A 12,913-nucleotide genomic window follows, 5' to 3' on the forward strand; every position below is an offset into this window, starting at 1 on the left:
TCATCGCGCGTCCACTCACGCCTGGCTTCCGCTCAGCGGCGCCGACGGCGGACTGCTCCACGGCCGGGCCGCGAGTCCGGTACGCGAGGACGCCGACGGCTTTCCCGCCGGTCGATCGCCCCTCGGCCGTAGTGGCCTGGGGAGGGTGTCGTACCGGGCACGGAATGGTTGCGGCATGGGCTTCCCGGCACGACGGCGCCGGGGCTGCGGCAGCATGACGGCCCATGAGCAGAGACCGCTACGTCGACTTCCTGCGCGCGTGGGCCATCGTGCTGGTGGTGCTCGGCCACTGGCTGATCACCGCCCTGGTCCGGGAGCCCGGTGGACAGATCACCGCCCCGGAGCTGTTGGCGACCGTTCCCTGGACCCAGTGGCTGACGCTCGGGTTCCAGATCATGCCGCTGTTCTTCCTGGCCGGGGGCCACGCCGCGGGCGGTTCCTGGCCGCGCGCCCAGGCGGCCGGGGGGACGGCCGCCGGGTGGCTGGGGCGGCGGGCGCTGCGGCTGCTGCTGCCGACGGGCCTCTACAGCGGTCTGGTGCTGCTCGCCGTCGGTGTCTGTTCGGCGGCCGGTGTGGACCCGGGCACGCTGTCGCTGGTGGGATGGGCGATGGCGATGCAGTTCTGGTTCCTTCCGGTGTATCTGCTGATCAGCGCCCTGACACCGCTGATGTACGCGGCCCACCGGCGCTGGGAACTCCTGGTCCCGTCGGCGATGGGTGCGGTCGCCCTGGCGGCCGACGTGCTCGTGGTGACGGTGCACGCGCCGTATGCGGGTCTGCTGAACTACGTGCTCGTGTGGGGTGTCGCCTATCAGCTGGGCTTCTGCTGGCGGGACGGTCTGCTGACCGGGCGCCGGCTCGTGCCGGTCCTGATGGCGGCGGGCGGCGGCGTGGCGTTCGCCGCGCTCGTGGCCCTCGGACCGTTCCCGGTCAGTCTGATCCTGGTGACCGGGCAGCACCCCAGCAACACCGATCCGCCGTCGGCCGCGATGCTGGCGTGGGTGGTGGCCCAGATCGGGCTGTGCCTCCTCGTGGCACCGGCGGTACGGCGGCTGCTGGACCGCGAGCGGGTGTGGCGGGTGGTGCGCCCCGTGGGGGCGACCAGCATGACCCTGTATCTGTGGCACATGCTGCCGGTACTGGTCGTCGCCGCCGCGTTCTACCTGACCGGCCTCGCGCCCGAGCCGGCCCTCGGGTCCGCCGCGTGGTGGGGGCTGCGGATCCCGTGGCTGCTGGTGCTCGGCCTCGTCCTGGCCGGCGTCGTGTCCGCGCTCCGGCCCCTGGAACGCGGGCTGGCCGTGCTGTACGAACGGACCACTCCGGACGTCGGCCTGCGGCATGCCTGGCCGCTGTGGCTCGGCCTGGCCATGGACGTCGCCGCGCTGGCCCGCTTCGCCGTGCGGGGCTTCGCGCCCGACGGCCGGCTCCCCGTACTGCCCACCATGGGCCTGGCGTTGGGCACCGCGCTGGTGATGCTGACGCGGTGGACGACCCCACGCCGGCTCGACCGGCCGAGGGTGGCCCGGGTTCCGGGCCGGGTGTGAGAGTGGCGGCCGGACGAGCACCGTGGTCACCGCACGGCCTGCCTACGCGGCGAACGGACCCGGCAGCTCCCCCGACCCCCGCTCGATCAGCCGGGTCGGCATGACCACCGTGCGCGGTGGTGAGGCGTCGCCGTGGATGCGGGCGAACAGCAGGTGTGCCGCGCTGGTCGCGAGGGCCACCGGGTCCTGGGCGATCACCGTGACGGGCGGGGTCAGCCGGTCGGCGAGCGTGAAGTCGTCGAAGGCGATGAAGGCCAGGCCGGCGGGGAGGACGGTGAGGGCGCTGAAGGCGAGGATCTCGTTGCCGGCCAGCAGGGCGGTCGGCGGGTCGGGCAGCGCCAGCATCTCGGTGACGGCCCCGGCCGCCTCCGGGCCCGGCCGCAGACCGTCCCTGACCAGTGCCGGGTCGGCGGTGAGGCCGGCCGCCGCCAGCGCCGCCAGATAGCCCCGCCGGCGTTCGCCGAACGTCCAGATCCGTGGGGTGTCGCCGATGTACCCGATCCTGCGGTGGCCGTGTGCCGCCAGCCGCCCCACCGCCTCCCGCACCGCGCCGAAGTTGTCGACCACCACGGCGTCCACGTTCAGCCCGGGTGCCGCCCGGTCCACGCAGACGATCTTCGTGCCCTGCGCCTGGGCCGGGCGCAGGAAGCGGTGGCTGCCGGCGGCCGGGGTGAGGATCAGGCCGTCGACGCGGCGGGCGGTGAACGCGGCGATCACCTCGCGTTCCCGGCGCAGGTCGGCGCGGCTGGAGCCGATGAGCATGACGCTGCCGCGCTGCCGGGCGACGTCCTCGGCCGCGGAGGCCACGGCGGCCATGAAGGGATCGGCCACATCGTCGACCAACAGCCCTATGGTCTGGCTCAGTTCGTGGGTGCGCCGTAACTGGCGTGCCACGTCGTCGCGTTGGTAACCCAGTTTCCGGACCGCGGCCTCCACCCGCGCGGCGGTGCGCGGGGCGACCGCCGCGTCGCCGTTGACGACCCGGGACACCGTCATCGCGCTGACGCCCGCTTCCGCGGCAACGTCCTTCATGGTCGGCCGGGTGGCTGCCACGCCACGTCCTCCACCTGCGTCACGTTTGAGCGTCGACTCGTTAACGTTACCAACTCGACGGCATATCAACAGACGTGCAAATAGGAGGAGTTGAAAAGCCGGACGGCCCGGTCCGGGATCGGCTGCACCACCCTTGACACCCCGCCGTGAGCGCCCCAAGAATCAGCCAAGCTGTTAACGATACCAACCAGAAGGCACAACATGGCCTCTGCAAGGGAACCACTGCTCACCGCACATGGGGTGGTCAAGCGTTTCGGCCACGTCCAGGCGCTCCAGGGCGCCGATTTCACGGCATACTCCGGCGAGGTCGTCGCCCTCATCGGCGACAACGGTGCCGGCAAGTCCACTCTGGTGAACGTCCTGTCGGGCGTCCTCGCCCCCGACGCCGGCGAAGTCCGCCTGGACGGCGCACCGGTGCGGTTCTCCGGACCGATGGACGCACAGCGGCACGGCGTCGAGACGGTCTACCAGGACCTGTCGCTCGCGCCGGATCTCGACGCGGCGGCCAATCTCTATCTCGGCCGGGAGATCGTGCGCGGAGGCCTGCTCGGCCGGGTCGGCGTCCTCGACCGGCCCACGATGCGCCGGGAGGCGGTCAAGGCCTTCGCCGAACTCGGCGTGGAACTGAAGGATGTGACGGCTGCTGTGACAACGTTGTCCGGCGGACAGCGGCAGTCCGTCGCGGTGGCCCGCGCGGTCGCCTTCGCCAACAAGGTCATCTTCATGGACGAGCCGACCGCAGCCCTCGGGGTGGTCCAGCGCGCCCGGGTCCTGGAGACCGTCCGCAGGGTCGCCGACCGTGGCATCTGTGTGGTGCTGATCAGTCACAACATGCCCGAGGTGCTGTCGGTCGCGGACCGGGTGGAGGTGCTGCGGCTGGGCCGGCGCGTCGCGTCGTACACCGCGGCGGACACCACGATCGAGGAGCTCGTCGGGGCGATGACCGGATCCCTGGACGGGCCCGGCGGGGGCAAGGAAGCGGAGGGCGCACGATGACGGCCGAGAGCGAGAAGGCCCCCGTGGCCGTCGGCAGCCGTGCCGGGGTGCCGGACTGGCTCCGGCGCGCGGCGACGCTCAACGAACTGTGGACCTTCGTGATCCTCCTGGCGCTCGTGGTGTTCTTCACCATCGCGGCGCCGGGCAAGTTCTTCACCACGTACGACATCACCCAGATCGCCGTGAACGCGGCCATCTACCTGGTGCTCGGCGTCGGCATGACATTCGTGATCATCACGGCGGGCATCGACCTGTCGATCGGGTCGGTGCTGGTGCTGGCCGCGGTGGCGGCGGGTGAGTACAACCTCCATCACGGCGGCCCGGCGTCGGGCTGGGGCACCGTCGCGATCTGCGTCGTCATCGCGCTGGCCGTGGGCACGGCCTGGGGCGCGCTGCAGGGCGTGGTGGTGGCCAGCGGCAAGGTGCCGCCGCTGATCGTGACACTGGGCGGGCTCGGCGCGGCGCTGGGGATCGCCGAACTCGCCACCGGCGGCCAGGACCCGGCCGGTGCGGCCTCCACGCATCTGCAGAACAGCCTCGGTTTCGGCAAGCTGCTCGGGATCCCCTGGATGGTGATCCTGGCCGCCGTGGTGACCGCGGTCTTCGGCGCGGTGCTGGCCGCCACCCGGTTCGGCGACCACACCCTCGCCATCGGGTCGAACCCGACTGCCGTGCGGCGGGCGGGTATTCCGGTGGGCCGGCATCTGGTGAAGGTGTACGGCCTGATGGGGCTGCTGGCCGGACTGGGCGCGGTGATGTGGCTGGCCTCGTACGGCACGACGTCGATCGCCGGGCACTCCACCGACAACCTCAAGGTGATCACCGCGGTGGTGCTGGGCGGTACCAGCCTGTTCGGCGGGCGGGGTTCGGTGCTGGGCACGGTGATCGGCGTGTTCATTCCGGCGGTGCTGACCACCGGGCTGATCGTGATCGGCGTCCAGCAGTACTGGCAGGACGTGGCGGTGGGCGTGGTACTGGTCGTGGCCGTCTACATCGACCAGATGCGCAGGAAGACCCGGGAGCGCGCATGACGCCGTCACGCATGACCGCGTCGCGCGGCACGGAATCGCAGGACAACTCGATCGCGCAGGACAAGGAGAACTCTGTGATGGGGAGCATTCGCAGCAGGCGCGGGTTGCTGGTCGCGGTGGGCACGGTACTGGCCCTCGGCGCGGCCTCGGCCTGCGGTTCGTCGAACGACGGTGGCGGCTCGGGGAGTTCGGGCGGCGCCAAGGGCAAGAAGGTCCGGCTGATCACGGGGGTGAAGAGCGACCCCTTCTACATCACCATGACCTGTGCCGCGCAGCAGGAGGCCAAGGCCAAGGGGATGGACTTCACGGCCGACGGCTCCGCGCAGTGGGACGTGTCGGTGCAGCGCCCGCTCCTGGACTCGGTGGCGGCGGCCCGGCCCGACGGGCTGCTGATCTCGCCGGTGGACACCAGCGCGCTGACGCCGTCGCTCAAGCAGATCCAGTCGTCGGGCACCAAGGTGGCGCTGGTGGACACGACGGTGAGCGACGACTCCGTCGGGATCACCCGGATCTCGTCGGACAACGAGAAGGGCGGCCGGGTCGCCGCCGACGCGCTGGCCAAGCTGATGAACGAGAAGGGTTCGGTCATCGTCATCAGCGTCAAGCCCGGTGTGTCGACGACGGACGCCCGGATCAAGGGGTTCACCGAGGAGATGGGCAAGTACCCGAACATCAAGGTGCTGCCGACGCTCTACGACAACGACCTGCCGGCCACCGCGGCCTCCCAGATCCAGTCGACGCTCGCCGCCCACCCGGACCTGGGCGGGGCGTTCGCCGGCAACACCAACACCGGTACGGGCATCGCCACCGGGCTGAAGCAGGCCGGCAAGCAGGGCACGGTGAAGGTGGCCGCGTTCGACGCCGAGCCCGACGAGGTCGCCGCGCTGAAGGCGGGCACCCTCCAGGTGCTGGTCGCCCAGGACCCGGCCTCGATCGGCCGGCAGGCGGTGGACCAGCTCGCCGACGCCTTCGAGGGCAAGTCGGTGAGCAAGACGATCGGCACCAACATGGTGGCGATCACGAAGGACAACATGAACGACGCGTCGGTCAGCAAGTACTTCTACAAGTCGCAGTGCTGACGCGACCGTCCGGCGCGAACTCCTGACAGCTGGTCAGCGGCCGGGTGGACCCGTCCTCTTGGGGCCGCCCGGCCGCCGGTCGTATCGCCGGTCCGGCTCAACTCGACGTGCAGGAACCGCCGTTCAGCGTGAAGCCGTACGGTGAGGAGTTCCTGCCGCTCCAGGTGCCGAGGAAGCCGAAGGACAGGGTGCCGTTCGGGGAGACCGACTGGTTGTAGTCGGCCGAGTCCGCGGTGACCCGGCCGCCGCTCTGGCTGACGTTCGCGTCCCACATCTGGGTGACCTTCTGGCCGTCCCGGAAGGACCACTGGACCCGCCAGCCGGACAGGGCCTGGGTGGTGGTGACGGTGACGGTGGCCTGGAAGCCGTCGGTCCACTGGTTGACCAGGTCGTAGGAGACCCGGCAGGTGGCCGCCGCGGATTCCGTGGGCGAGGGAGCGGGGGCGGGGGCGGCGGAGCCGGTGGCCTTGCCGCCGGTGCCCGCCGTGGCGGTGGAGGTGCCCTGGGGTTCCGGGTCGGGGTTCTTGTCGACCGGCCTGCCGGCGGTGGCCGACGAGGACGGGGCGGCGGAGGCCGTGTGGGTGGCGGACGGCTCGCTGGACGGGGGCACGGAGGTGGGGTCGGCGACCGGCTGGCGGTCGTCGTGCGAGGCCGTTGCGGTGTCGTCGCCGGAGCCGCTGCCCATCGGCATCATCGACACGCCGAGCGCCACCAGTGAGATCATGACCGCCGCGCCGAGCAGCCCGTGGCGCAGCACCCGCCCCCGGCCGGTGCCCTCCTCGGGATCGCCGCCGTCGTTGTCGCCGGCGCCCGGGCGGCCCGCGCCGAGCCGTACCTCGGCCGCGCGGCGGCGGCGTTCCAGGTAGGCGAGGCCGCCCCAGCCGATGACCCCGCCGGCGAGCGCCGCGGGCAGTCCGCCGCCGTGCAGCCGCAGACAGGCGGCGGCCTCGGCGCACTGTACGCAGGTCGCGAGGTGCCGGGAGAGGTCGTCGGGCGTGTCGGCCGCGGCGGACCGGGTGACCGCGTCCAGGAGCCGGGCGTAGCTGCGGCATTCGGCGGCCATCGGTGTGTCGAGGTGTGCGCGATGGCAGCGGTCCCGGAACAGGCCGCGCACCTGCTCCAGTTCCTGGGCGGCGACGGCCGGGTCGAGGCCGAGCCGGCGTGCCACCGAGGACAGCGGCAGCGCCTCCACCTCGGCCAGCCACAGCAGTGCGGCGTCCGCCTCCTGCATGTCGCGCAGGCCGCGCAGTGCGACGGGCCGCTGCAAGGGCGGGCCCGTAAAGCGTGTGGCCTTCTCGGAGTTGAGCCACAGTCTGAGGTCCGGGTCGAGTTTGTGGCCCAGTCCCTCGGCCTCCCAACTGGCGGCCGTGGTGCGGACGGCCGTGAGCAACAGCGGGATCATCGGCAGCCGGGCGGCACGTCGTCCGATGCTGCGGACCGGGGGGAAGTCCGTGTCACGGGCCTCGCGCATACCGAGGGCGAAGGCCTCGGTGGCCAGTTGATTGGCCGTCAGAGAGCCGGACGTGCACAGGTCGGCGTAGGAGAGCACCGCGTCCCAGCATTCGGAGAACAGCGCTGCCTCGGTGGCGTCCTGGGGGATCGGCAGGTCGGGCATGGGTCTCCTGCATCGAAAGCGAGGTCAACTCACCACATCGGCAATGGAGTTGGGGGGAACCTCGCGGCAGGACCCGAGCTTTTCACGTCTCCTGCACAACTGACAAGCGGCATATTCAAAACCGGTTACCGGTGGTCGTGCCACGGATCCTCCCCGTCACCCGTACCACCGGTCCCCGGCGTCACGTCAACCGCTGTGCTCAGCCGCCCCGACCGCCCCTCGGCCACCACCCGCCGCCGCCCGCCGGCGCCCGCACCGGGTACGCCGACCGCGTCAGATCCTCGCGGTCACCGTACCGGGCGAAAGGTACGCCGACGGCCGATGCCGGTACATGGCCGTGGATCGCGGTCCAGCCGGAGAACGCGTTCGTGTCCGCCGTGGCCCACAACTCCGCCCTCCTATACGCACCGCAACCGCATTCCGACTCACCGTCCTCGTGGGTCTCTCCCAACCCGATGCCCGGGAGGCAAGCGCGGTCGCCGCGAAGGGAGGCAGGGGGAGCCCGGCCGACGCCCTCCGGAATGCCCAGGAGGGCGTCGGCCGACCGCCTGACGCCCTCCTGTGTCCGGTGACCCGGCGAGTCACACCTTCGTCGGTTCCTCCGCCGGGAGGCTGTCCATGAAGGAGCTCACGGAGAAGACGGCGTTGCCGGGGCCGGGCGGGCCGTAGCCGGGGGGCGAGGACAGGCCGAAGTCCTCCATCGTCTGGCGGTAGGCCTGGAGCAGGCGGATGTGGTACTCCAGCGGGGCGCCCTGCGGGTTGGCCTTGCCGAGCGGGGTCGTCGGCTCCGGGCACCAGGTGGTGAAGCGGGGCGTGATGCCGTGCGACATGAAGAAGCGCAGGCCCTCGGTGGTGGACTTGATCGCCTCGTCGACCGTGGTGAAGCCGAAGGGCTCGGCCATCTCCACACCGGCCACGAAGTTGGGGATCACATTGCGCGCGCCGAAGATCTCGGCCGAGTCCAGGATCCGCTTGTGCCACTCGTCGCGGCCGACGTACCGCTCCTTGCCCGGGCAGTACATCTTGAACAGGTACTCGTCCCACACCTCGTAGTTGGGGTGGTAGATCTGCACGCCGTAGTCCTTGAACCGCTGGACGTCGTCCTTGGGCAGCGCCTGGGCGACGACCTTGCCGATCCAGCGGTTCGGGAAGTGCTCCTCGATGGCCTTGGCGTACATGCCGTAGAAGTCGGCCTCGTCACGGCCCTGGAGCTTGGAGGTGATGGCACCGCCGGTGAGGGTGTAGGCGGTGGAGGTCTTCGCCGTGTCGTACCGGTCGATGATCTCCAGGGCCTCCAGGACCTCGTCGACGTCCTTGACTCCCGTGTACGGCCGGCCGGCGGCCTTGTGCTGGCGCCAGTTGTGGTTGATGTCGCAGTACTGGCACTCCTCCTTGGCACCGAAGTACTGGCAGACCCGGAAGACCGTGAGGTAGATCAGGTAGCCCCACTGGATGGTCGGGGCGACCTCCATCACGGACTTCCCGTTCGCGAGCTTGTGCCGGTAGTACTCCGGCATCGGCGGCACCCCGACGTCGGCGATCCGCTTGCCGTCCAGGTAGAGGCCGAGCAGCCCCTCCTCGTCGGCGGCCACGCGGTACGGCGAGGTGGGGTTCACGCGTACGGACACGACGGTCCGGCGCAGGTCGTACGGGCCGCCCGTGAGGATGATCTCCTCCGGCGGCCGGCGCAGCGCGGCCTCGCCCAGCTCGGGCAGGGTGCCGTGGTCGAAGGAGAAGATGAAGTACGACTTCGGCTTGACCTCGCCGTTCTCGTTGTCGCTCAGGGCGGAGGGATCGAAGGCGACACCGCCCCGGAGCAGGTCCTCCTTGAAGACGGCTTCCCTCGGTACGTGCGGGAACCTCTCCATCAGATCCTCGACCAGCGCGGTACGGCTGCCCATCCCGTGTCTCCTTCCGACTCAGGCGTTCGACTCCTCACGGTATGCCCCCGCTCGTTCGTCGGCCGTGCCGGGTCCCCTCACGCCGTGCGATTCGTCCTCCTTCGGGAGGTTTAACCCCTCTCCTCAGCTGCCGCCGGCCCGTCGTGTCGACTCGCGCAGCACCACATGCGTGCCCAGGACCAGGTGCCGGCCGTCCGGCAGGTCGTCGCGGTGCAGGGCGAGGCGGACGGCCGCGCGCCCCAGCTCCTCCTGGGGCACATGGACCGTGGTGAGCGTCGGGTAGACGTCCCGGGCGACCGGGATGTCGTCGTACCCGGCCACCGCGACGTCGTCGGGGATACGACGGCCGGATTCGCGCAGGGCCTGGATCACGCCCGCGGCGATCATGTCGGTGGCGGCGAAGACCGCCGTGAACTCCCTTCCGGAGAGCAGGAGTTCACGGGTCGCCTGATAGCCGTAGGAGCAGGAGAAGACGCCGTCGGCGATCAGGTCGGGGTCCGGGGTGAGGCCGAGGAGTTCATGGGCGCGGGTGAAGCCGGCGATGCGCTGGGCGCTGGTGGAGAGGCCGGGGACGCGACCGAGGTAGGCGATGCGCCGGTGGCCGCCGGCGAGCAGGTGGCTGGTGAGGGCGAAGGCGCCGCCCTCGTTGTCGTAGTCCACGACCGTGGCCGGGACGCCGGGGCCGAGCGGCGGCCGGCCGACCAGGACGAGCCGGGAGCCGGCCCGGTCCAGGGCGTGGGCGAAGTGGGTCATACGGTCGTGGTACGCCTTGTCCGCCAGGGCGCCGCCCACCACGATCACCGCGTCCGCCCGCTGCTCCCGCATGGTCTCCACCACGGCGAGGATGCGCCGCGGGTCGCCGTGCGTGGTGCAGAGCATGCACAGCCGGCCCTCCGCCGAGGCCTGTTCCTCGACCCCGCGGGCGATGTGCGCGTAGAAGGGACCGGTGACGTCGTCGACGACGACGGCGACCGTCTTGTTGGTGACGCCGCCGAGCGCGCGGGCGTGCGCGTTGACCACGTAGTCCAGCTCGCGCATCGCCTTCAGGACCTTGGCGCGGGTGGTGGCGGCCACCGGGTAGGTGCCGCCCAGCACCCGGGAGACGGTCGACGTGGAGACCCGGGCGCGCGCGGCCACGTCCCGTACGGTCGAGGCGTCCCCGTTCGGCGCCGGCTGGGTCCGCTTCGCCACCGCTCGGCTCCCCTTCGTCCTGTGTTCAGGTCACCCTACGAGACGCCCGTCACGCGGCCCGTTCGAGGACCGAGTGGTCGACCGCGTACCGCAGGCCGTCGCCGGCCAGCAGCCGTTCGGCCTCCGCCACGACGGTGAGCCCGAGCCGCGCCAGCTCGTTGCCCTGCGAGCCGGCCAGGTGCGGGGTGACGAAGGCGTTCGGGAGGTCGAACAGCGGGGAGTCGGCGGGCAGCGGCTCGGGGTCGGTGACGTCGAGGATCGCGGTCAGGCGGCCGGTGCGCAGTTCCTCGGCCAGGGCGTCGTGGTCGACCAGCGAGCCGCGCGCGGTGTTGATCAGTACCGATCCGTCCGGCATCAGGGCGAGTTCGCGGGCGCCGACGAGGTGACGGGTCTCGGGGGTCTGCGGGGCGTGCACGGTGACGGTGTCCGAGGTGCGCAGCAGCTCGTCCAGCGGCAGCAGCGGCACGCCGAGCCCCGCGGCCTCCGCCTCGTCGACGTACGGGTCGGCGAGGCTCACCACCAGGTCGTGGGGGCGCAGGAGTTCGATGAGGCGGCGGCCGATGCGGGAGGCGCCGACGACGCCGACGCGGCGGTGGAAGTTGCCGATGCCGGGGACGATGCCGCCGTAGGGGTGGGTGCGCCGGGTGCGCAGCAGGTCGCGGGAGGCGAAGACGTCCTTTCCGGCGAGGAGGATCATCGCGAGGGTGTACTCGGCGACGGGCAGCGCGTTGGCGGCGGCCGCCGAGGAGACGAGGATGCCGCGCTTCCAGACCTCGGGCGTGGTGAAGCCCTTGACCGAACCGGCCGCGTGCAGCACCGCGCGCAGTGCGGGCACCGCGTCCAGGGCGGCCGCGTCCAGGGTCGGGCAGCCCCAGCCGGTGACGAGCACCTCGGCGCGGGCGAGTGTCTCCCTGACCCGGGGATCGGTGAAGTCGTCCACCACCAGAGTGGGATCGATTTCTACGCACGCGCGCAGTCGTGCGAGCACCTCCGGCGGGAAGACGAGCGGCACGTTCTGGGCTGTCATGGCGAACACTGCCTGGGGACGCTCGGGCAAGGAAGTGACCTTCCGGCTCGGTGACGCGCGGATAGCAACCGTTCTCTACGGTAGGTCTCGGCGAATGAGAGGGTCAACGCACACGCGCTCTTTGGCAGACGAGAGCGCGGAGCAGGGCAGGCACGACAGGCACGGGCACGACAGGCACGGGCACGGGCACGGCACGACAGGGATGGGACGACACGATGACGGATCCGGCGCAGACGGTCACCAACTGGGCGCGCAACATCACGTACACGGCCAAGGAGTTCCACCGCCCGGACTCGCTCGACGCGCTCCGGTCGCTGGTGGCGGGCGGTACGCGGGTACGGGTGCTGGGCAGCGGGCACTCCTTCAACCGCATCGCCGACCCGGGTCCGCAGGGCCTGCTGGTCTCGGTCGCCGGGCTGCCGCCGGTGATCGAGGTGGACACGGCGGCCCGCACGGTCCGGGTCGCGGGCGGGGTGCGGTACGCCGAACTGGCCCGCGCGGTCCATGCGTACGGCCTGGCGCTGCCCAACATGGCTTCGCTGCCGCACATCTCGGTGGCCGGTTCGGTGGCCACCGGAACGCATGGCTCGGGCGTGACCAACGGGTCGCTGGCGGCGCCCGTCCGCGAGGTGGAGCTGGTCCTCGCCGACGGTTCGACGGAGACGATCGCCCGCGGCGACGCCCGATTCGAGGGTGCCGTGACCTCGCTGGGCGCGCTCGGCGTCGTCACCGCGCTCACCCTCGACCTGGAACCGGCCTACGAGGTCGCGCAGACGGTGTACGTCGAACTGCCGCTGGCGGAGCTGGACTTCGCGGCCGTGTCGGCGGCCGGGTACAGCGTGAGCCTGTTCACCGACTGGCGGGAGCCGGGCTTCCGGCAGGTGTGGGTGAAGCGGCGCACCGACCGCCCCGCCGTGGACTTCGGCTGGGCCGCGCCCGCGACCGAGGCGATGCACCCGGTGCCGGGCATGCCGGCGCGCAACTGCACCGAGCAGTTCGGGGTGCCGGGGCCCTGGCACGAGCGACTGCCGCACTTCCGGGCGGAGTTCACGCCGAGCAGCGGGGACGAGCTCCAGTCGGAGTACCTGCTGCCGAGGCAGACGGCCGTCGAGGCACTGCACGCGGTCGACGCCGTCCGGCAGGCGGTCTCGCCCGCTCTGCTGACCTGCGAGGTGCGGACCATCGCCGCCGATCCGCAGTGGCTCAGCCCCGCCCACGGCCGGGACTCCGTGGCCCTGCACTTCACCTGGGTCGACGACCTGGCGGCCGTACTGCCCGCGGTGGGCCGGCTGGAGGAGGTGCTGGCGCCGTTCGAGCCGCGTCCGCACTGGGGCAAGGTGCACAGCGTCCCCGGCGAGGTGCTGCGCGGCCGCTACCCGCGGCTGGCCGACTTCCGTGCGCTGGCCCGGACCCTGGACCCCGAGGGGAAGTTCGCCAATCCTTTCGTCCAGGACGCACTGGGCGGTTGACGAGCCG

Annotated in this window: 10 protein-coding genes; 5 read left to right on the forward strand and 5 right to left on the reverse strand. The window is 71.6% G+C overall.

The window, feature by feature from the left end:
- The first annotated feature begins 224 nt into the window (after positions 1-224).
- Positions 225-1,544, forward strand: coding sequence for an acyltransferase (locus ABZ642_RS02205; protein ID WP_360475646.1), 1,320 nt, complete (start codon positions 225-227; stop codon positions 1,542-1,544).
- 42 nt (positions 1,545-1,586) lie between these two features.
- Here the strand turns inward: ABZ642_RS02205 and ABZ642_RS02210 are convergent, their stop codons facing one another.
- Complete coding sequence (locus ABZ642_RS02210) at positions 1,587-2,576, reverse strand: LacI family DNA-binding transcriptional regulator (RefSeq protein ID WP_360476071.1); 990 nt, start codon at positions 2,574-2,576, stop codon at positions 1,587-1,589.
- Between the two features lie 222 nt (positions 2,577-2,798).
- Between ABZ642_RS02210 and ABZ642_RS02215 the strand changes: the two genes are divergently transcribed.
- The 3 genes from ABZ642_RS02215 to ABZ642_RS02225 are packed head-to-tail and all read left to right on the forward strand — an operon-like array spanning position 2,799 to position 5,703.
- Entirely contained in the window at positions 2,799-3,593 is a 795-nt protein-coding gene (locus ABZ642_RS02215) for an ATP-binding cassette domain-containing protein (RefSeq protein WP_360475649.1), read from the forward strand.
- On the forward strand, positions 3,590-4,624 hold the full coding sequence (locus ABZ642_RS02220) for an ABC transporter permease (RefSeq protein ID WP_360475652.1): 1,035 nt from the start codon (positions 3,590-3,592) through the stop codon (positions 4,622-4,624). Before ABZ642_RS02215 ends, ABZ642_RS02220 begins: the two co-directional genes overlap by 4 nt.
- Positions 4,621-5,703: an ABC transporter substrate-binding protein gene (locus ABZ642_RS02225; RefSeq protein WP_360475655.1), complete on the forward strand. Its 1,083-nt coding sequence runs from the start codon at positions 4,621-4,623 to the stop codon at positions 5,701-5,703. Before ABZ642_RS02220 ends, ABZ642_RS02225 begins: the two co-directional genes overlap by 4 nt.
- 97 nt (positions 5,704-5,800) lie before the next feature.
- Here the strand turns inward: ABZ642_RS02225 and ABZ642_RS02230 are convergent, their stop codons facing one another.
- From ABZ642_RS02230 to ABZ642_RS02245, 4 genes are all read right to left on the reverse strand, one after another.
- Positions 5,801-7,318, reverse strand: a complete 1,518-nt coding sequence (locus ABZ642_RS02230; protein WP_360475658.1) for a cellulose-binding domain-containing protein — start codon at positions 7,316-7,318, stop codon at positions 5,801-5,803.
- A gap of 581 nt (positions 7,319-7,899) precedes the next feature.
- Positions 7,900-9,219: a radical SAM protein gene (locus tag ABZ642_RS02235; protein WP_360475661.1), complete on the reverse strand. Its 1,320-nt coding sequence runs from the start codon at positions 9,217-9,219 to the stop codon at positions 7,900-7,902.
- 123 nt (positions 9,220-9,342) lie between these two features.
- Complete coding sequence (locus ABZ642_RS02240) at positions 9,343-10,410, reverse strand: LacI family DNA-binding transcriptional regulator (protein ID WP_360475664.1); 1,068 nt, start codon at positions 10,408-10,410, stop codon at positions 9,343-9,345.
- Positions 10,411-10,459: 49 nt separating this feature from the next.
- Positions 10,460-11,467 carry a hydroxyacid dehydrogenase gene (locus ABZ642_RS02245; protein WP_360475667.1) on the reverse strand — a complete coding sequence of 336 codons (1,008 nt, stop codon included), beginning with the start codon at positions 11,465-11,467 and terminating at the stop codon, positions 10,460-10,462.
- Between the two features lie 185 nt (positions 11,468-11,652).
- Between ABZ642_RS02245 and ABZ642_RS02250 the strand changes: the two genes are divergently transcribed.
- Entirely contained in the window at positions 11,653-12,906 is a 1,254-nt protein-coding gene (locus tag ABZ642_RS02250) for an FAD-binding protein (RefSeq protein WP_360475669.1), read from the forward strand.
- Positions 12,907-12,913: the final 7 nt, after the last annotated feature.

The sequence above is a fragment of the Streptomyces sp. NPDC007157 genome, assembly GCF_040634235.1.
In the GTDB taxonomy this organism is placed as follows: Bacteria; Actinomycetota; Actinomycetes; order Streptomycetales; family Streptomycetaceae; genus Streptomyces.

Coding starts and splice junctions, on each gene's coding strand:
- ABZ642_RS02205 (WP_360475646.1), top strand. CDS start 225: ATGAGCAGAGACCGCTACGTCGACTTCCTGCGCGCGTGGGCCATCGTG.
- ABZ642_RS02210 (WP_360476071.1), bottom strand. CDS start 2,576: ATGAAGGACGTTGCCGCGGAAGCGGGCGTCAGCGCGATGACGGTGTCC.
- ABZ642_RS02225 (WP_360475655.1), top strand. CDS start 4,621: ATGACGCCGTCACGCATGACCGCGTCGCGCGGCACGGAATCGCAGGAC.
- ABZ642_RS02235 (WP_360475661.1), bottom strand. CDS start 9,219: ATGGGCAGCCGTACCGCGCTGGTCGAGGATCTGATGGAGAGGTTCCCG.
- ABZ642_RS02220 (WP_360475652.1), top strand. CDS start 3,590: ATGACGGCCGAGAGCGAGAAGGCCCCCGTGGCCGTCGGCAGCCGTGCC.
- ABZ642_RS02230 (WP_360475658.1), bottom strand. CDS start 7,318: ATGCCCGACCTGCCGATCCCCCAGGACGCCACCGAGGCAGCGCTGTTC.
- ABZ642_RS02250 (WP_360475669.1), top strand. CDS start 11,653: ATGACGGATCCGGCGCAGACGGTCACCAACTGGGCGCGCAACATCACG.
- ABZ642_RS02215 (WP_360475649.1), top strand. CDS start 2,799: ATGGCCTCTGCAAGGGAACCACTGCTCACCGCACATGGGGTGGTCAAG.